The organism is Vibrio sp. qd031 (genome assembly GCF_002100145.1).
Taxonomy (GTDB): Bacteria; Pseudomonadota; Gammaproteobacteria; order Enterobacterales; family Vibrionaceae; genus Vibrio.
This window is the reverse complement of record NZ_JXQD01000008.1, coordinates 100,339-119,405: the sequence shown is the minus strand read 5'-3', so window position 1 is coordinate 119,405 and position 19,067 is coordinate 100,339. Positions and strand designations below refer to the sequence as shown.

Sequence of the window (19,067 nt, the reverse complement as noted above, 5' to 3'; positions counted from 1 at the left end):
CGTGAGCGCATTAAAAATTACAGAAGCAAACACAACTAACAGGGAAGACATTCCCGCATAAGGAGTTATGCAATGAAAACCATTAAGAGCAAAATTGCTTTAGCACTGGCTACAGCTGGTCTAGCATTTAGCGCTGCAGCAGCAGATATTACAGTTGCTTACGATGCCGATCCGGTATCATTAGACATTCAAGAGCAGCTATCGGGCGGCATCATACAGCTTGCTCACATGACGTTTGACCCATTGGTTCGTTTTAACGCGAGCATGGAGTTTGAACCTCGTTTGGCTGAATCTTGGGAACGTGTCGATGACACCACTATGCGTTTTAACCTGCGCAAAGGCGTTAAGTTCCACTCTGGCAATGACTTTACTGCTGATGACGTGGTATGGACGTTTGACCGTCTTAAAAAGTCTGCGGACTTCAAAGGCATCTTCGCTCCACTCGTATCACTGACTAAAGTAGACGATTTCACGGTTGAGATTAAAACCGATGGCGTTTACCCATTGGTAGAAAACGTTGCGACGTACATTTTCCCAATGGACAGCAAGTTCTACACAGGTACTGACGCAAACGGTGCTGACAAAGGCGATATCGTTAAGCACGGTAACTCTTTTGCATCAACCAACTTGTCTGGTACAGGTGCCTTTAAAGTGGTCTCTCGTGAACAAGGCGTTAAAGTTGAATTTGAACGTTTTGACGGCTACTGGGATACAGCATCAGAAGGTAACGTAGACAAGCTAACGCTTGTGCCAATCAAAGAAGACGCAACACGTGTTGCTGCACTTCTCTCTGGCGACGTTGATATGATTGCACCTGTAGGTCCAAACGACTACAACCGTATCGAAAGCGCGAAGAACGTAGACCTGTTCACTATGCCTGGTACTCGTATCATCACGTTCCAAATGAACCAAAACAGCAACCCTGCACTTAAAGATGCGCGTGTTCGTCAAGCGATCACATACGCTATCAATAACCAAGGTATTGCTGACAAGGTTATGAAAGGCGCAGCAACAGCGGCAGCTCAACAGAGCCCTGTAGGTTACGCGGGTTACAACGATGCACTTAAGCCTCGCTTTGACCTAAACAAAGCTAAGATGCTGATGAAAGAAGCCGGTTACGAAAACGGCTTTACGCTAACTATGATGGCGCCAAACAACCGTTACGTAAACGACGACAAGATTGCACAAGCTTCTGCTGCAATGCTGTCTAAAATCGGTATCAAAGTGGACCTTAAAACTATGCCTAAAGCACAGTACTGGCCAGAGTTTGATAAGTGTGCTGCAGACATGATGATGATCGGTTGGCACCCAGATACAGAAGATTCTGCAAACTTCACTGAGATCCTAGCGATGACTCGCAATGCGGAGACAGGTAAAGGTCAATACAACTGTGGTTACTACTCTAACTCTGAAGTTGATGAGCTAGTAGAAATGTCTAACAAAGAGACTGACCTTGCTAAGCGTAGCGACATGCTGAAGAAAGTTGAGCAAATCTTGTTCGATGAGGCAGCGTTTGTTCCTCTACACTGGCAGGATCCTTCTTGGGCTGCGAAAAGCAACGTTGATATTAAACCAATCATCAACGGCATGAACTTCCCTTACTTTGGCGACCTAGTTGTTAAGTAATGGACTGGCTGAATAAGCCAAAAAATAGGTAATAAAAGGGGGAACTCGGTTCCCCCTTAATTTGCCAAGTTAGTGAATAAAAGTTTAAAAAGACACTACGTCGTTTTTTGGTGCTTAGCCTTTTTTCAGTCGGGTTAGGTGCCATTTTTAAGACTGAAATTATTCTCAGATTGAAACACAAAGGGGCAAAGGAATGTTTTCGTTTCTGGTCAAACGCCTATATCAGGCGCTGATAGTGATGTTTGTGATCAGCTTGGTGGCCTTTGCCATTCAAGACAACCTAGGTGATCCATTGCGTGAGTTGGTTGGTCAATCCGTTTCGGAGGCTGAACGTCAAGCATTGCGTGATGAGCTGGGGCTTAATGATCCCTTTATAACCAAATACGCACGATTTTTAGTTAACGCAGTGCAAGGTGACTTAGGCACTAGTTACACCTTTAAACGTCCTGCGGTCGATGTCATTCTAGATAAACTCCCTGCTACGCTGGAGTTGGTTATTGGCGCGACAATTATTATTGTCGTACTGTCCATTCCGCTTGGGGTCTACGCGGCAATTCATCCAAAAAATTGGTTTACCAAGTTTGTTATGGCGATGAGTTCAGTGGGTATATCGATTCCTGTATTTTTAACCGCCATCATGTTGATGTATGTATTCTCCATCGAACTCGGTTGGTTCCCGTCCTATGGACGTGGAGAAACCAGCGATATTCTTGGCTGGGATTCAGGCTTCTTTACCTACGACGGCCTTATGCACTTGGTTCTGCCAAGTATTGCTCTCGCGTCGATAATGCTGCCATTGTTTATCCGTTTAGTTCGCTCTGAAATGTTAGAAGTGCTCAGTTCTGAATACATCAAGTTTGGTAAAGCTAAAGGCTTAGCGCTGAATAAAATTTATTATCAACACGCGCTGAAAAATACCATGCTTCCAGTGCTTACTGTCGGTGGTGTGCAAATAGGTACTATGGTGGCGTACACCATTTTGACCGAGACAGTATTCCAGTGGCCAGGAATGGGCTTTCTATTCTTAGATGCGATTAACCGCGTAGATACGCCACTTATTACTGCGTATGTTATTTTCGTTGGCCTTATTTTTGTCGTAACCAATACCATTGTCGATCTTCTGTATGGGGTGATTAACCCAACCGTGAATCTAACCGGAAAAGGAGCCTAATCATGGAACACGCAGTAAAAGCTCCGAGTCGCTGGGAACGTTTTAAGAACTCTGATCTCGTGTACTACTTCTTACGAGACAAAGTGGCGATGTTCAGTGCCGCCGTATTTGCCTGCTTTTTGATAATGGCATTGTTTGCTCCAATCCTGTCGCCGACCGACCCTTATGATCTCAGCTCGATTGACATTATGGACTCCGAGCTTCCACCATCTTGGATGGAGTATGGTGAAGAGCGCTTTTTGTTGGGTACCGATGAGCAGGGCCGTGACATTTTCTCGACCATTCTCTATGGTTCACGACTGTCGTTGACCATTGGTTTCCTTGCGGTGGGCTTGCAGCTCATCTTAGGCATCATTATTGGGTTGTCGTCTGGCTACTTTGGTGGTCGAATCGATAGCTTTTTGATGCGCTTTGCGGACATTCAGCTGTCGTTTTCAACCATGATGGTGGCAATCATTGTCTCAGCGATTTTCAAAGCGAGCTTTGGTAGTGAGTTCTACAGTCAATACGCAGTTATCATGTTGGTAGTGATTATCGGCATTGCGGAATGGCCACAGTATGCGCGTACGATTCGCGCCTCAGTATTGGCAGAGAAGAAGAAAGAGTACGTAGAAGCGGCTCGCGTGATGGGTTTTAAAGCCCCACGTATTATGTTCCGTCATATTCTGCCAAACTGTTTGTCGCCCATCCTAGTAATTTCAACGGTTCAGATAGCTAACGCCATTATGTCGGAAGCGGCGCTGTCATTCCTAGGCTTAGGATTGCCAGTAGAGCAGCCGTCATTGGGTGCCCTAATCAGTACTGGCTTTAAGTACATTTTCTCTGGTGCTTGGTGGATCACGGTGTTCCCTGGTGTGGTACTCATCTTGTTGGTGCTGGTGATTAACTTACTGGGTGACTGGCTCAGAGACGCATTTAACCCTAAGATTTACAAGGGTTAGTCAACAAAATTAAACAATAAAACCGGAAGCATATGTGTTTCCGGTTTTTTTATATGTAACGAAGTGGAACCATCAGTTTGGCGGATGTGGTATGTAAATTGTATAGCTGAGGCAGATATTACAAAGAAAGAGTAAGGAACTCGGATGTACAGAGCACTGCTCTGCCTTACAGCATTTTGGTTAGCAAGTGGCACTGCTCAAGCCAATGTAGGACAGTTTTATTTCGAATTTGCCAATGAAGATAAAGGGTCAATGACCAATGCATCAGAAAATATATATGGCCCTGATGTGTCAGACGGCGGTATGACCGCCTCTAGTTACCTATCATACAGTTACCCTTTAAGCAGCTATGACTATGTGACCTTTTTTATGGATCAGGCTGCGTATACTCCCAGTAGGGAAAATAAGCGTGAAGAGACCGTACAGGAGGGGGATCGGCCGTTTTCCAGTTACTTTGCACTAGGCGTGAATTATCGCTTTCGCTATGGCCCTTATGTCAATCAAATCGGTGCACGTATGGTCGGAGCCGGCAAATATGGATTTGGCTCAAGCATCTTGAATGGGCTACACAATCTAGCTGGCAAGGACACTTATCACGGATGGAAAGATGAGGTCGACGATAAAGTCGGTGGAGTTCTAGAGTATCGTCTGGTTGGGCGAAGCTTAGGGTTCTGCCAAATGATCTGCGCAGAGGTCAATCCACACACATCCATCGCCTTAGGTAATATGCTCAATCAAGCGGGCGTGGGCGCGACTGCGAGGATCGGCAACCGGTTGCCGGAAGACTTCGGCCCGGCAGATTTTAGTTTGTTCAGTAAGGGTATGCATTACATTCCGTTTAACGGTTTAACTTGGGAAGCGTATGCGGGTATTGAAGGTCGATACGTCGCTGAAAACTACTTCTTAGAAGGCGATACCAAGATTACCGGTGAGTCGATTGTGGATATGGAGCGCTTGCAATCCGATATTCAAACAGGCATCTCTATTGGATATATCTCTTACGACTATAGCGCTTTGATGAGTTTGGTTCTTATTCATCGTTCCTCCGAATTTAGCGGGCAACAGTCTCAACAGCTTTTGCGTTTTGGGTTGGGGTTGCAGTACTAAACTCTCACTTTTGTCACGGCTACGTTCCTCAACACAGTGTACTATTTTATGCTTAATGGATGCGTATACAAAGAGGAAGCCGTTGATGAGAATAGAGTGGATGTCGACATTCATAGTCAGCTTATCGATGTTTGCCGCTGTGAGCTTTGCACAACAGCACGAGATTAACGAATGCTTGGTTGAGCCAAGTATTGATCAAGTGACTCTAAAGTTGGATCCTGAGTGTCCTTTAGGTGAAGGGTTGTGGGGCGATGTTCCACCACGTCATGCTGATTCGATACTGTGGATCCAGTGTCGCTTCGATCAGTTTCCTATGTCATCCCAAGCCTATGCGTTTCTTTACGCGAATGTCTCAGAGACGATTGTCGAGCAGCATGACGGTAAAGGGTATCGATGCTTAATCGGGCCGTATATCGACCATCAGCAAGCTTCGCTAGAGCAGCGCCACTTAAAAGCCCACCCTCATTTTAATACCGTGTTTTTGCGAGAAGTGAAACGCCTTTAGCAGAGTGAGTGATATGACATCACTCACTCAATTGCGACGCCCTAGCGCTGCTAACGCATGGTAACAAATTACTGTTTATATTCTTTTCTGGAAAAGTTCTGGGAATCTAGTGATAGCAAGCTATAAGAGCATTTTTCCAGAGAAGACAAAAAGTGGGTTAAATATTAAGAAAATTTAAGTCTGGAAAATCGATTTTCCAGACTATTGAACATTTCTAAAAGGTAACGTTCCAGAACAATTTTGCGGTCGGAACCATCAGCAATATAAATCCAGAAACATACAGTAGAGTGGTCAGGGCTCTAAGCTTACATCGGCTGTATACAGTACAGTTCCAAAAGTGATTGTGAAGATCTATTGCGAGAGTTCTTAGTACTGAGGCATCTATATTGTCAGTTGATTTTGACGATGATTCAAATTGTGAAATATTGATGAAAACCTCATGCCTTTTCTTTTTATCACCGTACTCTTTTTCAACAAAAGAGGACAGTCCCAATAGTCTAGATAGAGTAATATGTTCAATGTTTTCTTGTACATATTCACGATTAGAACGGTACTCTTTAGCAAGTGAGGGAGCTGACAAACTGTATAGCCCAGATGCTAGTGCAATAGCGATCAAACCAAAGTAAAGAAAGTAACTGTTGGAAATTGTAGCTTCAGCTACTTGTGTGGAACCCACCCCAAGAACGGATGAGGTTAACTTGAACCACTCTTGAAATTTTTCACTAAATATAATCATGTATCCAATGATTGGCGTCAACATAGTTAGCTTAACTGTGTTGCTTTCCCCTAAAACTCTCAATGCTTTCCAGCTAGGTATTAGATACTTCATTATTTGTTTTCTCTTCCATAATAAGCTGCGGTTAAGTCTGCTGCTAGAGATCTAATTTTGGAGTAGTTAGAGCGTTTAGATGCGTTGATAAGGGAACTAACGTTCTTATTTTTAATTGTTAATTGATCAAGCTTATATTTTTTTACTACGTCATCTACCCAGTTTTCACTCGGTCTAGAAATCGAAAGTTTGTTTAGAATCCTAGTGTCACTTGGTAAAACATGGTTTAGATAGTATTCCCAGCGGTCAGGGGTAAGCATGTCTAGTAAGTATTGTGCTTTAGGTTTCGCTGTGTGAGATGTCCCATATGGGTTACCAAGCACAACACAAAGTAATGCTGATACGCACGCTGGAAGAGCTGGTGTAGGGATGGTCGTGCCTAGATTGGCTAGATTTTTGACTGGCGCTGATTCATTGTAAAAATTATCCATGCCTTCATGAGCTTTTATAATTTCATCTGCAGCTTTAACGAATGAATCGCTTCTTAGGTTTTCAGGAACATAGTCAAATCCATGTACCTTGAGCAATGTTTTCTTGAGTCCACTTACAGATATGCTTTTTCCAGCAGCAAAACTTTCAGCATAAGTATGACCAACTTGCCATTTTTCAGAGTCTAGTAAACTTGGCCATATAAGTGGAATTAGTAGATTACTGTTGGCTAGAGCATGCTCCAAGGGAGCGCCATTGGATTTCTTCGCCGCATTCATTAAAACGCTTATTGTGAGCTTATAGAAAAAGTATGGAGAGCTTTTTAGCATGTCAACTTTAGGGTCTGATTCCAAGAGTGTCTCTGTTTCTAAGGCTTCACGAAATTCGATAAAAGGTGTTGCTACAGGAATCTTGGGTTTACCTAAAACAGCTTTTACGCACGCTTTCAGAGACATAATAGCCTCTTCTTTGTTTATATTTTGCTGTTCACTCTCTGCCATACCCAGAGCTGAGAAATGGGCTATTAGCTCATGCGAGTGCCTTAACCTCATTGCTTCTGTTGAGCTAATCATCCCTAGCTCTTCTGCGATTTTAATCGATTCTCTTGTTGTAATAATATCATTGATATCATCATCTTCGGTGATGTCAGCTTTACCTAGCATTTCACCGATTAGACTGACACCGACATTCGATAGTTCTGCTTTTAGTGCATGAATTGTTCGAGACCAAAGGTAGTTCATCCCCATTTCATAGAAACCGTTATCTAAAGCAAAAGATATTTGATGTTTATCCTTTGAATTTAGCTGTAGAGCACAATCTGCAATTTCAGCAGCACTAACTGCTGTTTCAGGAATAGTGACGAGGTTATCTGGCTGCCAGAGTGCAATATTACTCATTATCAGCTCCTTTAAATTGAGTTAAACCATCTTGCGATTGCATATAAGCTCCACAAAGCTCCGTCTCAAGTTTTGAGCACAGTGCTTTAAATGCACGACTTCTTGCTCCCCCAAAAGAAGTCGTGGACGAGGATTGAATAAAGAAATTAAAACCGAGTAGCTGGGCTTTTTGATTAAAGATAACTATACCATCAGTGTTTATCATACTTTCGAGGATGTGGCTAAAGCTGATTAGTGCACCAGCTTCTTTATCTTCGCTGATACATAAAGTTACGAGTTTGTGGAAATCTATTACAGGTGATAATGGTATCCCATCTCCATTGAAAGTTGCTGGAGTTTGTTCAGAAGTCGACACCGCAATCAAACATCCATGGCTTTTTTTAATTGCCTCTGATAAAGAATCTGATAGTACTTTATGCACGAACTCTTTGTTTTCATCGAGTTCATTTGTGATGCAGTCTACGAGCTTTGATAGTTGGCTTTGTGTTGAGGTATGTTCGTTAGTTGCTGGACTTAAGGATATGTATAAAGTTGAACCTTTATTAGATCTTACTTCCACTTGGTCTTGTGTAACTTGATGGACTTTAATTGTGTTGTAAGGGACATCTGTAGTAAGAACTACTTCATCGATCGAAGTCGCAATAGGATTGGTATCACCTCTAAATATACCGAAGCATACCTGCCCACCTTCTTGAGCTATATAAATGCACCAACCGTTATTGGCGAGAGGTGCACATTTTTTTAGGGCAGCTCTTATAGCGCTAGATAAGTTAGCTTCTGTACCAATTTGCATTGAATCTGCACCAGGTAACATTTGGAGCGCAAGTTTAATATTGCTAGTGAGATATACTTTGGGGTGCAGCTTTGTGCCTTCTTCTTGATATCTGGAGATGTTGAAAACGAGCTCGGTCAGCGCTGTATTCTGTTCATCAGCACAGGTAGAAATAAGAGAAGTGTGGCAGAAGCTCTTCGTACTATCTAACAGTTTTGAGTGCAGGTTGATATGGGTCATTATTCGCAGTATATCCGTTCATATGCATGGAGAATGATATACCACAACCGACTAGTTTTAATAGTACTTAGCTCAAGCAATATCAAACTAGCTACCAGTGTCTAGCTCAGAGATGTAGTTGAGTAAAGCTTCTTGTTGTAGTGGTGTTAGTCGGTTTATCGCAATGGCTAAATGAGCAGATATTTCATCTTCACAAAAAAAGTAATTCAATGGCACACCAAGCTCATCTGCAATTAATTTTAGCGTCTGCACATCTGGTGTATGTTTCCCTTTTTCGTATTGGTTCATTCTCGGACTTGCAGAGCTTTCATCCATACCTATTCGCACTCCCAAGGCTTTCTGAGAGAGTTTTGCTTTTTTACGCGCTTCTTTGAGGCGCTGTGGGATTGGATTTTGGATTGACACTTATGGTTCATATCTTAAAGTTCAACTTAACTAAGATTTTCTTAGTTTTACTGATTTCTGTATACTAAGCAATCCTTAGTTTTTGATGGTGTTAGTAATACATGAAACGTTCTATGAAGATCAGTTCAGAGATGTACAAGTTGTTGATTGAAAGAACATTGGATGGCTTCTCAGTAATTGAATTAAGGGATGAGTTTATTGTTCTAAGAAGTTCTCCCATTGATCCTGATGAAGCGCGCAAAAAGGTTTATCGACAAATCTTACGGTTTATAAAAAAAGGTTGGCTTAGAAGTGAAGGGAGCGGTCGTCAAAAAAGATACTTTCAGACAGACACCTTTAAAGCTCTCAATGTGGCGCCAAAGTCAGGAAATGTAGATATTGAGATTGATTCGAGCCGTGACTACTCGGTGTTAGTGAGTGAGTGCAATCAATGTAAAGGGGAACTAGAGATTGTTTTGGGTGAGATTGATGAATACCACTCCCTCAAAGCTAGATTTCCTGAACTGGAACCCAAACTAATCACGCTTCTTGGAGAAGCAAAAGAACGTTCAGCGTACCTACTGGGAAAAGTTAATGGCTTAACAAATATTCTGAAGGTTCTCTATGAAGGAAAACAAGCATGCTGAGAGCTTGGCAGAGAGAGTGTTCTGAACGGGCATTAAGAAAATTTAAAGATAACCATCGTCACTTCTTTTGCCAAGCCACACCAGGGGCTGGTAAAACTGTGCTGGCAGCCACGATTGCTTCAAGATTGTTGCAAGATGATATGGTCGATCTTGTGTTGTGTTTTTCTCCGTCGTTAACTGTTTCGAATGGAATAAAAAGAACCTTCTCGAACACTCTTAATTGCACTTTTAATGGTGGGTTAGGTTCAATTGGGCAGTCGCTAACCTATCAATCAATTCAATTTCTTAGTGATGAATTTTGGCAAACTCTCCGTAACCGAAGAGTGTTCGTAGTCTTTGATGAGATTCATCATTGCTCAGGTTCGGATGTAGAAAATGCAAATGTTTGGGGACAACAAGTACTTACAAAGATTCAGGGACTTGCCACCTACACACTCGCTATGTCAGGAACCCCGTGGCGGTCCGATGCTTTGCCTATCGTGTTGGGTGATTACAGTGACCCTGAGGGGCAGCTTCAGGTCGACTATCAATATACGTTGAAGCAAGCTATTGCTGATAAGGTTTGCAGAATTCCAAAGTTGGTCCTAGTAGACAATGAGCATTTGTCGGTAATCAGTGATGAAAAGGTTGAATCATTTTCCTCAATACTAGAGATGCTCAAACAGACTAAAACCTCGTACCAAAGTGTCATTCACAATCAAGAAGCGATGGAATACTTACTTGGACTGGGGTGTAAAAAGCTTGCAGAGCTCCGCTCCCAATCTCCAGATGCGGGAGGATTAGTTGTTGCGTCTTCCGTTCAACATGCACAAAACATTGCAAAGATACTGTCTCAAAAGTACTCGCAAACCGTCTCAATTGTCACATATCGTCATGAAGAACCTTTAGTTGAAATTGAACGTTATCGCCGGAGTCATACACAATGGATTGTAAGTGTTGGAATGATCAGCGAAGGCACAGATATTCCTCGCCTCCAAGTTTGTTGTCACATTAGTTCGGTCAAGACAGAACTGTACTTTAGGCAAGTGCTTGGGCGTATTCTTAGAGTTAATGGCTCAATAAACCAGCAAGCGTGGCTCTTCACTTTCGCAGAACAAAACCTTATAGAGTTTGCAGAGCGGATAGAACAGGACATCCCAGGTTCTTGTGCGTTTATGAGTACCCCCAAAGATATGAATATCGAGCTACCTTCCATTAAAACTCAAGGTCTTGGTATAACATCGAGGAACATCGTTGAAACAAGCGATAATACCTTTCAATGGGGCAAACCTGCTATTTCTTCTCTTACGTCGACCTCAAGAATAATTGGAGATGAACTAAGACTCGGTAAGTTTAAAGAAAGAGTTCTTTCTGCTTTTCAGTAGGCATTGCAAGGTTGTATTTTCTTTAAAATTAGTAAGCGTATTCAAATGCTTGACAAGGTAAGCAATCAAGTTTTTATTTTTATGGTATCGTTCTAGTATTGTTTTACCTAATGAGTTAAACGTCAAGTTGGAAGATGAAATGAAACCAAGGGTTCAGGCCCTTGTGCTTAGTGGTGGTGGGGTTCGTGGTTTATATACTATTAAGCTTTTAGCTGAAATTGAGGCGAATCTCTCGAAGGGAGACCCTAATTACAACATAGCAAAACACTTTGACATTATATCAGGTACATCTATTGGTGGTATTTTGGCTTTAGGGCTTGCATCAGGAAAAACCGCGCGCAGTTTACTAGAGCTCATCGATTCAAAAAGGTGTGAAATCTTTCCTAGCCCCAAAAATAACTTTTGGGCGAGAATTCGGCGAACGAAAAATCAAGCATTCGGTACCGCTTTTAGTCCTCAAGCGCTGAAGGACGTAGTTGTTGGTTCTATAGGTGATATAAAGTTAAGAGATCTGCGAACTAAGGTTGTTATCCCTGCGGTAAATGGAACTACAGGACGTCCTAAGGCATTTAAGACGCCACACCATAAAGAGTTTACATTTGATGGTGAGAGGTTAGTGAGTGATGTAGCAATGTCTACTAGTGCTGCCCCTACATATTTCCCTGCTCATTCTTCTAATGATGGACTTATGCTTGATGGTGGGTTATTTGCGAATTTACCCAGTTTTATTACATATCATGAGTTGGCGTGCAGCCGCTTTCTTGGAATAGACCCAGAACATATACATATGATGTGTATCGGAACCATGGGAAGTAAGAAAAGGTTAGCAGCTAAATCGACAGGAGATAAAGGGTATCTTAATGAGTGGTCTAGTGGACAAGACTTATTAAGTTTAATGATGGATGTATCAGAGTATTGGCAAGTTACGATGGCTTCTCATTATTTAGGTGATAGGTTAGTTCATATTGATGACCCAAACGTGCATGAAATTGACCTTGCAGATTCAAGTGAAGAGTCAGCGAACCTTTTGAAACGTTACGGTGCAGACCGTGCTCAAAGCTCATTAGGTGATGTAAGTGTGAAAAGCTTTTTTTCTCATCAGGCTCCAAAGCCACAGTTCTATGATACGACAGGCGGAAAAATATGAATTTTGATATATCAAAAGCATTAAATCATCCTAAAAATGGCTTTATCGCCGAGATTACTCCCGAGCCGGAACAGTTCAAAAAACTGAGAGTTATTCGAGAAGAAGTTCGAAATGAGTTAAGAGATAAGTTTACTGAGCTATCAAGTAGTTTCAGTAGCATCAATGGTCAAATGTGTTACATCTCCAACTCATCAACGCTTTTCTTATCAGAAGATTTAAAGAAGTTATCCAGCGAGCAAAAGAAATCTTTGCAAAAATTAAAGCCGAAGTTTGCTTCACAAGGATCATTTGTCTACAAGACCATGAATTCACCTTGCCAAGCTCCGCAACAAATGGATTTGGATGATGGTATTTACTTGCCTATTGATATGTTTGAAGATAAGCCATTGATAAGCAAAGATCTATTTTTTAGTTTTGTCGACAATACACTATTGAATTTGGCTAAACGGAAAGGCTGGGCTTTTTCAGATAAGAAAAATACGTGTGCGCGCTTGATTATTGATGATGTAACACATGTAGATGTTCCGCTTTACGCTGTACCAAAGCAACGACATGAAGCCATGCTTGAAAAAGCAGTCATGAACGCTTTTGATGGTGTCTTAACTAAATCAGACACAAGAACTAGGCTAGAACAAAATGAAGTCAATTTGGCGCTTAGGAATGCAGAATCTTGGACAGTTAGTGATCCCGCAGTCCTTAATGATTACTTTAAACAAAACTTTAAATTCTATAAAGATCTCGTTGGAGGTGAAGATGTTTGTCGTCGAGTATGCAGGTATTTAAAAGCATGGCGTGATCATGCTTTTAAATCAGGTGGACCATCTTCAGTAGCATTAATGACGAGTGTAGTTCTTTCTTTTCAACAAATGTCTAGGTCGCGTTCCATGGAAAAGCTAAGTGATGGTGAAGCTTTATTGGAATGTGTCAAATGTTTACCAGATCAGTTGCTAAACGGTATACCTAATGATGCAGAGAAAGACAAAGGTGAGCTGTTATTTCCAAAAAAAGAGATGTCAAAAACCGAGATTGATGAAATATACGAGTCTGCAGTAGAACTACATGAATCTTTGCAGAGTGCGATTAGCGCGAAAACGAAAAATGATGCAATCATGAAGCTTAAAAAGTCATTTGGAAGTCGTTTTCCTAGTTTGTTAGATTTACTAACGTCGACAAGCTCTGTCGCGGCTGCAATACGTTCACAGCCTGCAAAAGCTCAACCCCAACCTAATGTGGTTAATCAGGACGCTGGGTAATGGGGAAGCTACAATTAGCAGCCAAAGAATTTTTAGCTCATGGCTATATATTCCACCCAAAATTTGGAGGAGATGACTACTGCTTTAGTAAGAGTTTTTCTAAAGCTTCTGGAATATACACAATTAAGTTTGAAATAACGGAAGATTCATTTAATCGAGCCCCTTTCCCAATAGTTGAATCATTGCCAGAACAACTACGTAATCGGAGGCTTCCACATTTACTCTTAGGGAAGTACTGCTGCTTATTTAGTGATACGTCTATCATAGATCCTATGGATATCAATGAGTTAGTTTCGAGCTGGTTACACAAAGTAGAAGAAGTTATTGAACTATGGGAGTCTGGAGATTATAGCGGGGATTATGTTGCTGAGTTTAGTCTTTATTGGGGGGGAATCCCTACGTACCTTTTAGAAAGTACAGAGCTCAACAAAAACTTGGATGTATATAGCTTTGAAAGAGAGGCTATAAACGGAATTAGCTCTACGGAGTATGTTGTTGCATCTGAGCGAAAGATAGCTGAGAAGTGGGCGCATAGTAGAAGTGCCGTAGGACTTATTGAGTACCGTAACTCAGCTGTATTTGTGAAATTAACTCAAGCTCCATACATTCACTATGATCATCCGTGGCCACCAAAGTCCCTCGAAGATTTTAGTAACTGGCTCTTAATGGCTAGCAATGAGCCTCTTGTACTAGAAAGGCTTCTAGTTGCTTTAGCGAAACTAGGTAAATGGAGTAAGGATTGGAATACTTTTGTCAATGTTATTTTTCAATATGAGAAAGAATTTTTTGGAGTATCATTTAATTTACCGACGGAAATGCGTAAAGCAATTGTCAATCATTATGGGCCTAAATCACGAAGAGGCCGTGGGAAGCAAGCTCGAGACAAGCTACGCAAGAGAATATTTGATAACTCTAGAGAGAAAATATTCCCTCTCGATGTAATACCATGCTCTCCCGATTATGTGATAGAGCGAAACCGAGCAACTTCTTCTCCTATTTTGAGTAATAAGAGAGTTGCTCTCATTGGGGCTGGAACAATTGGTGGTTATTTGGCTCATAGTATATGTCAGGTTGGTGCTGGACATGATTCAGGCCATTTAGTCATTTATGATAATGATGTGCTGAAAGTTGGTAATGTAGGTAGACATATACTTGGAATAAAGTTCATAGGTGAAAGAAAGAGCGATTCACTTAAACATTATATAGAAGAGCAAGGTCTTGATTTGGATATACGGGCTGAGGGTAAATTTAACTTGAGCTCAGATTTATCCCGTTTTGATTTAATTTTGGATGCTACAGGAGATCAGGCTTTTTCTCTGAATTTATCTTCTAAGGTTTCTGAGTATAGATCTCAAGGTGGGAAAATTCTTCTCATCCATAGTTGGATCTCTGGTTACGGGCATACAGCGAAATCCATGTTAGATGATGGTGTTAATGGTTGCTATGCTTGTCAGTTCGACTATTCAAAGGGTTCAGTCAAAACCGAACTTTATCCTTCCTTTGCAAATGGAAAGGAGCCTGATGTCTCTCATCTTTTCAAGAGATCTTGCGGAGAAAATCATTTACCTTTCGGTTCAGAGGCAAGCATGTTGGCTGCTTCATTAGCTGTCCAGTTATTGAGGGATAGGAATAAGAAAGCCCCTAGCCTCCTGATGAGGAGAGTATCCAATGAAGCTATTGAATTAAAGGACAAGAAACTTAAAAAAAAATCGGATTGCCCATCATGCAGGAGTTAATTTTAGTCGCCGAAGATGGTACTAAAGTTTTAGTCGAAGCGGGAGCTCTGAGTCCAACACTGAAATATAGACAATTCGAGACTTCATCAAGAGAAGCAGGAGGGATTCTTATTGGTGAATATCGTGGAGATGACCTTCGTATTCTTTCTGTAACGGAGCCTGGTGAGTTAGACCAAAGGAGCCGGTGTAGATTTGGTAGGCGCAGTCCACATCACCAGAAAGCTGCGAATAAAGCTTGGTTAGGGTCAGGTTTTATCCAGACCCATATTGGTGATTGGCATACTCATCCACAAGATTATCCATTGCCTTCACCTCTAGACTATAGTGAATGGCGAAAAAAGTTACCTCAAAGGCCTGTGCTACTGGTGATTCTTGGTCGTAAGGCAAATTGGTATGGAATGTGGAATGGCGGGGGCTTTATCGATGTCACCGAGTATGAGTTTTAGTTCTTTTTAGCTCGTAATGACCATGGGTTAGCCTGTCCGTATAGTAGTTCCCATTTAAGATTTTGAAGTCATCATGGTTTAGCTTTAGTACAGCTGTTCCATCGTAAGATGTATCTTTGTTTCCGTTTTTTTGGGTTGGTGTGTTTCGATAGATATAATACAAAATTGGTCTACCTGATTCAGGATCTTTTTTGGGTTTTGCCAATAAAGTACTCGACTCGGAATCTTCTGAGACAACCTCCATACTTATCCTTACGAAGTCTTGTTTAATATATGCTGTAGCATAAGCGATCCCACTATCTTTCTCCGAATTCCAATGAATAGACATTTCCCATTTCCCGTTTAGGTCTGGGAAAAAATAGTGGTTCAATTTTGGGAACGTGCGCCATAACCACCTCCATCCAAAAGAGAACAAAAGTATAAGTAAAAGGTTCAGTCCCGTAGCTCCTTTTAAAGCCATAGCAATATTGGAGAGTATGCTGACATCGGGCGTGTACAAAGCAGTTAGGAGGGCTGCGATTATTGCAGCATATAACACAGCGACGATTGCAATTATTTTACTTATTGGTATCAGGTTTATCATATTTTATGCCAGCATTTTGAGTAAACTGTATTTCCATGTTCAAAAATTATAATACCATTACCTCTGGTTAGAACTCCGGTTAGTAATACACCTTGAACGTATGAACCGAATAAAGCAGCCATAAATCTACCTCCGAGAGCCTTTGAATAATCAACGCTAGCATTTGATATGATCGGCGGAGAAAAATATTGAGCAACATGAGACATTTCAAAATCTTCGGAAATAAAGTGAAAGCCATCGTGATACTCGCTACTGTAGCTCGAGATTTCAAGTAAATCTGAGACCAAACCGTTTGGATTTATTTTGAAGTTTTGCCGATGAAGAGGGAATATGGGAATGTTTTTTATATCCTTATAAACTACCAAACCAACACCAGAAAAATCATGATTCGCAAGATGCTTCACTTGGGTTAAGGTGTCTAAAAGCATAATTAACGTTTCTTGTGAACGGATTTCTAACATATCAATAGCAACTAGTCTTTATGTGGTGGTTTGTGCGAGATTATTGTAGCGTCTAATTCGGCGACTTGATATTGGTATTGTTGGATTACCAGAGCTAGTTGGTTATGCTGACTCGCCATGTTGGCAAGCTGAGTTTTGAGCTCAGTAACCTCGGTTCGATACTTTTCTTTTAGTCTCTTTTCTTTTTTTAACTGTTCACGAAGAGATGAGATTTTCTCTTCATATAGAGAGCTATTTTTGTTGTTGCCATGTTTCTTCAAAGAGTGCTCTTTGATTTTACTTACAATCTCTGGGTAGTAATAAACAGATCCGCTACCCAGACCTGCTTCTTCTTCAACTGCTTTTACAGAAAGCTTTTGTGCAGAAGATACTATTTGGGGTTTTCCTTGAAGTATACGTTGTAGCGCTTCTTCTATTTTAGCTCTTGTTATACTAGAGTTGCCCATGATCTGTCCCCTTGAGGTCAAACTTTTTAAAAGGAATCTTAAAGTAGTGCATCACTCTTTCGGTGGCACGAATCTGGGTTATGTAGTGGCTTTCAATTGAAGATGTTAATCGGTTAATTGAATCTAGGTAAATAACTTGTTCTGACGCCCATTTGTGTCGATGTATCCAGTTTTGGGCTTTATCCTCGTCAATAAGTTGGTTTTCACATTTAAAACAGCTCGCAGGGGATGCAACTTTATCCATGCGACACTCATAGCCGGCAAGGCAATATGAGTGGAGCGTTCCAACTAAATCAATCACTCCCTTTTCAACAAGTTCTTGTATTTGTTCTCTGGTTTTTAGGTCTGAAGGGATAGACCCTCGTTCTTTCATTATCTCAAGACCTCTTTTGCCGTATAGCTTTTCGCTTGAATTAAACCAGCGATACACGTTATCTATGATCACCTCATTGGCGACAGATCTTATAAGCTCTTTAAGCTCGGAATCTTTTTCTATTCCCCTTAACTCTGCGGCCGTACTACCTTCCCCGTACCAATCAGTTGTTGGAATATCGAGGTGTTTGAACTGGTCTTTAACAGCAGTTAGAGAGCAAAGGTTATGCCGCCGTACGAATACTGCATAAGTTCGGCGAAATTGGTGGGTTGTGACACGCCAAACTTTTCCTAGTTGAATCTTTTTGTCAGCGTGCAGAGGATTTCTATTCGGGTTGATTAGCTTAAATTCATCAAGAACTTGCTGGTTAACAATTGCACCTGCCTCTTGAGCTATCAAGTCGAAGTGATACCTTAAGTGCCCCTCATACATTAATTTTGGCTCTTCACTTTTTCTTGATTGAGTTATCCAAAGACAGCTAGCTTCATGATTTTTCATTGGATTAGGGCTTGAGAATAATTCGACTCGCATGTGTCGTGTTAAGGCCTCTGCTAACTCAATAGCTTTACCTGTAACAGGAGATGTAACCCACTCGGTCAATTGTCCTCTTCCTTGAGTCATTTTGTGGTGATAAGACTGAAGTGTGTAAATTGTTTTGCCATTGAATATTCGAGTTTTGAAGCTATCTGAGTGGAGTCCATACAACTCATTTCTTCGCATTCCCGTGAATGCTGCACATAGAATGTAGCAAGCAGTCAAAACTTTGCTAAACCAACCCTGCATGTGCGACGCTGTGGGGATATAGTATTTTTCGATAGGTGAGCCAATTAAAAAAGATTCAATGATGTTCTTGTACGGTATGGGTTTGGATTTATTAATTTCAATACGGTAATCAGGAGAGTCGTAGCTCAGCCATTTCCATGTGCCAGAATCTATCTTTTTATCGATGAGTTTTTTCCCTATTGTATAATTGAGTCTCATCTCTGAGGCTAGTTCGCTTAACAGTTCTTTGTGAGGGTGTAACTCTTCAATGAAATCAATGCACCAAGAGTATATTTTTTCCATAACTGATGTCGGCATAGCATAGAATTGATCTGATTTACTTTTTGTGGGGCAGCAGTATTCTGACGCGAGTTCTCCTGGCCCTTGATCTGTAGGAAGTTCTAGTGAGAAAGGTAAATATTTGAATGATTTTTGCACTTTCCCGAGAGCTGCGAATATGTGCTGTGCGCTTATAAAGCTATAGTTCAAGGCTTGAATATGATTGCAAAACTCATAAAAAAGTACGGGATGGGATAGGTTTGAAATGCTATCTAACTTCAATCTGTCTAAGTACTTGTAGATTTGTGTCAACTTACTATGAATTGCTATTAGAGAAGTTGGCTTCAGCGGTGACGAGCGACCTTGCCCGGCGGATGTATATATCCAAATGAAGCAGATTAGCTTGATCTCATTAGCTAATGGTTGTGATGAGATGTCAGAAAACGTTATCTTATATTTGTTGGTAATTTTTCTATCAACATAAGCGGTTAGATCCCATTCTTCATCACCAAAAAAACTGACAGTGGCCCCCGAAAAGTTCTTGGTTACTGGTATTTTGTAAAGAGACGAGAAGTCATTTTTTCCATATAGGTCAAGGATATGTAGATGCCCGTTTTGGTTTTCTTTTAGAACCTTACTACTCGGAAGCTCTAGTAATACTCTCATTATT

19 protein-coding genes are annotated in these 19,067 nt (G+C 41.2%); 11 read left to right on the top strand and 8 right to left on the bottom strand.

Annotation, left to right across the window (positions count from 1 at the left end):
• Positions 1 to 72: 72 nt before the first annotated feature.
• From ST37_RS05190 to ST37_RS05170, 5 genes are all read left to right on the top strand, one after another.
• Positions 73 to 1,626, top strand: coding sequence for an ABC transporter substrate-binding protein (locus tag ST37_RS05190; protein WP_084884375.1), 1,554 nt, complete (start codon positions 73 to 75; stop codon positions 1,624 to 1,626).
• A 193-nt stretch (positions 1,627 to 1,819) separates the two neighbouring features.
• Positions 1,820 to 2,797 carry an ABC transporter permease gene (locus ST37_RS05185; protein ID WP_084884374.1) on the top strand — a complete coding sequence of 326 codons (978 nt, stop codon included), beginning with the start codon at positions 1,820 to 1,822 and terminating at the stop codon, positions 2,795 to 2,797.
• 2 nt (positions 2,798 to 2,799) lie between these two features.
• A complete protein-coding gene (locus ST37_RS05180) occupies positions 2,800 to 3,738 on the top strand; it encodes an ABC transporter permease (RefSeq protein WP_084884372.1) in 939 nt (312 codons plus the stop codon).
• 144 nt (positions 3,739 to 3,882) lie between these two features.
• Positions 3,883 to 4,845, top strand: a complete 963-nt coding sequence (locus tag ST37_RS05175) for a lipid A-modifier LpxR family protein (RefSeq protein WP_084884371.1) — start codon at positions 3,883 to 3,885, stop codon at positions 4,843 to 4,845.
• A gap of 85 nt (positions 4,846 to 4,930) precedes the next feature.
• A complete protein-coding gene (locus ST37_RS05170; protein WP_084884369.1) occupies positions 4,931 to 5,350 on the top strand; it encodes a hypothetical protein in 420 nt (139 codons plus the stop codon).
• Between the two features lie 214 nt (positions 5,351 to 5,564).
• Here ST37_RS05170 and ST37_RS05165 read toward each other — a convergent pair whose 3' ends face one another.
• The 4 genes from ST37_RS05165 to ST37_RS05150 form a co-directional block, all read right to left on the bottom strand.
• Complete coding sequence (locus ST37_RS05165) at positions 5,565 to 6,179, bottom strand: hypothetical protein (RefSeq protein ID WP_084884367.1); 615 nt, start codon at positions 6,177 to 6,179, stop codon at positions 5,565 to 5,567.
• Entirely contained in the window at positions 6,179 to 7,504 is a 1,326-nt protein-coding gene (locus tag ST37_RS05160; protein ID WP_084884366.1) for a hypothetical protein, read from the bottom strand. Before ST37_RS05160 ends, ST37_RS05165 begins: the two co-directional genes overlap by 1 nt.
• Positions 7,497 to 8,516: a hypothetical protein gene (locus tag ST37_RS05155; RefSeq protein WP_084884363.1), complete on the bottom strand. Its 1,020-nt coding sequence runs from the start codon at positions 8,514 to 8,516 to the stop codon at positions 7,497 to 7,499. Before ST37_RS05155 ends, ST37_RS05160 begins: the two co-directional genes overlap by 8 nt.
• Positions 8,517 to 8,603: 87 nt before the next feature.
• Positions 8,604 to 8,921 (bottom strand): helix-turn-helix transcriptional regulator, encoded by a 318-nt coding sequence (locus ST37_RS05150; RefSeq protein ID WP_084884362.1) that lies wholly within the window; start codon positions 8,919 to 8,921, stop codon positions 8,604 to 8,606.
• Between the two features lie 101 nt (positions 8,922 to 9,022).
• Between ST37_RS05150 and ST37_RS05145 the strand changes: the two genes are divergently transcribed.
• The 6 genes from ST37_RS05145 (at position 9,023) to ST37_RS05120 (ending at position 15,493) form a co-directional block, all read left to right on the top strand.
• The gene (locus ST37_RS05145; protein ID WP_143698131.1) at positions 9,023 to 9,547 is read left to right on the top strand and encodes a hypothetical protein; all 525 of its coding nucleotides are present in this window, start codon (positions 9,023 to 9,025) and stop codon (positions 9,545 to 9,547) included.
• On the top strand, positions 9,541 to 10,911 hold the full coding sequence (locus ST37_RS05140; protein WP_084884360.1) for a DEAD/DEAH box helicase family protein: 1,371 nt from the start codon (positions 9,541 to 9,543) through the stop codon (positions 10,909 to 10,911). The genes ST37_RS05145 and ST37_RS05140 overlap by 7 nt, the downstream gene beginning before the upstream one ends.
• 139 nt (positions 10,912 to 11,050) lie before the next feature.
• Positions 11,051 to 12,058 carry a CBASS cGAMP-activated phospholipase gene (locus ST37_RS05135; protein ID WP_084884358.1) on the top strand — a complete coding sequence of 336 codons (1,008 nt, stop codon included), beginning with the start codon at positions 11,051 to 11,053 and terminating at the stop codon, positions 12,056 to 12,058.
• Positions 12,055 to 13,311: a cyclic GMP-AMP synthase DncV-like nucleotidyltransferase gene (locus ST37_RS05130; RefSeq protein ID WP_084884357.1), complete on the top strand. Its 1,257-nt coding sequence runs from the start codon at positions 12,055 to 12,057 to the stop codon at positions 13,309 to 13,311. The genes ST37_RS05135 and ST37_RS05130 overlap by 4 nt, the downstream gene beginning before the upstream one ends.
• Positions 13,311 to 15,047 carry a ThiF family adenylyltransferase gene (locus ST37_RS05125; protein ID WP_084884355.1) on the top strand — a complete coding sequence of 579 codons (1,737 nt, stop codon included), beginning with the start codon at positions 13,311 to 13,313 and terminating at the stop codon, positions 15,045 to 15,047. The genes ST37_RS05130 and ST37_RS05125 overlap by 1 nt, the downstream gene beginning before the upstream one ends.
• Positions 15,035 to 15,493, top strand: coding sequence for a Mov34/MPN/PAD-1 family protein (locus ST37_RS05120; RefSeq protein WP_084884353.1), 459 nt, complete (start codon positions 15,035 to 15,037; stop codon positions 15,491 to 15,493). Before ST37_RS05125 ends, ST37_RS05120 begins: the two co-directional genes overlap by 13 nt.
• Here ST37_RS05120 and ST37_RS05115 read toward each other — a convergent pair.
• The 4 genes from ST37_RS05115 to ST37_RS05100 are packed head-to-tail and all read right to left on the bottom strand — an operon-like array spanning position 15,474 to position 19,063.
• A complete protein-coding gene (locus ST37_RS05115) occupies positions 15,474 to 16,076 on the bottom strand; it encodes a hypothetical protein (RefSeq protein WP_084884352.1) in 603 nt (200 codons plus the stop codon). The genes ST37_RS05120 and ST37_RS05115 overlap by 20 nt on opposite strands.
• Complete coding sequence (locus tag ST37_RS05110) at positions 16,073 to 16,537, bottom strand: hypothetical protein (RefSeq protein WP_084884350.1); 465 nt, start codon at positions 16,535 to 16,537, stop codon at positions 16,073 to 16,075. The genes ST37_RS05115 and ST37_RS05110 overlap by 4 nt, the downstream gene beginning before the upstream one ends.
• A gap of 11 nt (positions 16,538 to 16,548) precedes the next feature.
• A complete protein-coding gene (locus tag ST37_RS05105) occupies positions 16,549 to 16,983 on the bottom strand; it encodes a hypothetical protein (protein ID WP_084884348.1) in 435 nt (144 codons plus the stop codon).
• The gene (locus tag ST37_RS05100) at positions 16,970 to 19,063 is read right to left on the bottom strand and encodes an integrase (RefSeq protein WP_084884347.1); all 2,094 of its coding nucleotides are present in this window, start codon (positions 19,061 to 19,063) and stop codon (positions 16,970 to 16,972) included. Before ST37_RS05100 ends, ST37_RS05105 begins: the two co-directional genes overlap by 14 nt.
• Between the last annotated feature and the right edge of the window lie 4 nt (positions 19,064 to 19,067).

What these genes read in the sequence shown, in the direction of transcription:
- ST37_RS05170 (WP_084884369.1), top strand. Translation starts at nt 4,931, where the DNA reads ATGAGAATAGAGTGGATGTCGACATTCATAGTCAGCTTATCGATGTTT.
- ST37_RS05190 (WP_084884375.1), top strand. Translation starts at nt 73, where the DNA reads ATGAAAACCATTAAGAGCAAAATTGCTTTAGCACTGGCTACAGCTGGT.
- ST37_RS05110 (WP_084884350.1), bottom strand. Translation starts at nt 16,537, where the DNA reads ATGTTAGAAATCCGTTCACAAGAAACGTTAATTATGCTTTTAGACACC.
- ST37_RS05100 (WP_084884347.1), bottom strand. Translation starts at nt 19,063, where the DNA reads ATGAGAGTATTACTAGAGCTTCCGAGTAGTAAGGTTCTAAAAGAAAAC.
- ST37_RS05135 (WP_084884358.1), top strand. Translation starts at nt 11,051, where the DNA reads ATGAAACCAAGGGTTCAGGCCCTTGTGCTTAGTGGTGGTGGGGTTCGT.
- ST37_RS05175 (WP_084884371.1), top strand. Translation starts at nt 3,883, where the DNA reads ATGTACAGAGCACTGCTCTGCCTTACAGCATTTTGGTTAGCAAGTGGC.
- ST37_RS05145 (WP_143698131.1), top strand. Translation starts at nt 9,023, where the DNA reads ATGAAACGTTCTATGAAGATCAGTTCAGAGATGTACAAGTTGTTGATT.
- ST37_RS05180 (WP_084884372.1), top strand. Translation starts at nt 2,800, where the DNA reads ATGGAACACGCAGTAAAAGCTCCGAGTCGCTGGGAACGTTTTAAGAAC.
- ST37_RS05130 (WP_084884357.1), top strand. Translation starts at nt 12,055, where the DNA reads ATGAATTTTGATATATCAAAAGCATTAAATCATCCTAAAAATGGCTTT.
- ST37_RS05140 (WP_084884360.1), top strand. Translation starts at nt 9,541, where the DNA reads ATGCTGAGAGCTTGGCAGAGAGAGTGTTCTGAACGGGCATTAAGAAAA.
- ST37_RS05160 (WP_084884366.1), bottom strand. Translation starts at nt 7,504, where the DNA reads ATGAGTAATATTGCACTCTGGCAGCCAGATAACCTCGTCACTATTCCT.
- ST37_RS05115 (WP_084884352.1), bottom strand. Translation starts at nt 16,076, where the DNA reads ATGATAAACCTGATACCAATAAGTAAAATAATTGCAATCGTCGCTGTG.
- ST37_RS05165 (WP_084884367.1), bottom strand. Translation starts at nt 6,179, where the DNA reads ATGAAGTATCTAATACCTAGCTGGAAAGCATTGAGAGTTTTAGGGGAA.
- ST37_RS05105 (WP_084884348.1), bottom strand. Translation starts at nt 16,983, where the DNA reads ATGGGCAACTCTAGTATAACAAGAGCTAAAATAGAAGAAGCGCTACAA.
- ST37_RS05185 (WP_084884374.1), top strand. Translation starts at nt 1,820, where the DNA reads ATGTTTTCGTTTCTGGTCAAACGCCTATATCAGGCGCTGATAGTGATG.
- ST37_RS05125 (WP_084884355.1), top strand. Translation starts at nt 13,311, where the DNA reads ATGGGGAAGCTACAATTAGCAGCCAAAGAATTTTTAGCTCATGGCTAT.
- ST37_RS05155 (WP_084884363.1), bottom strand. Translation starts at nt 8,516, where the DNA reads ATGACCCATATCAACCTGCACTCAAAACTGTTAGATAGTACGAAGAGC.
- ST37_RS05120 (WP_084884353.1), top strand. Translation starts at nt 15,035, where the DNA reads ATGCAGGAGTTAATTTTAGTCGCCGAAGATGGTACTAAAGTTTTAGTC.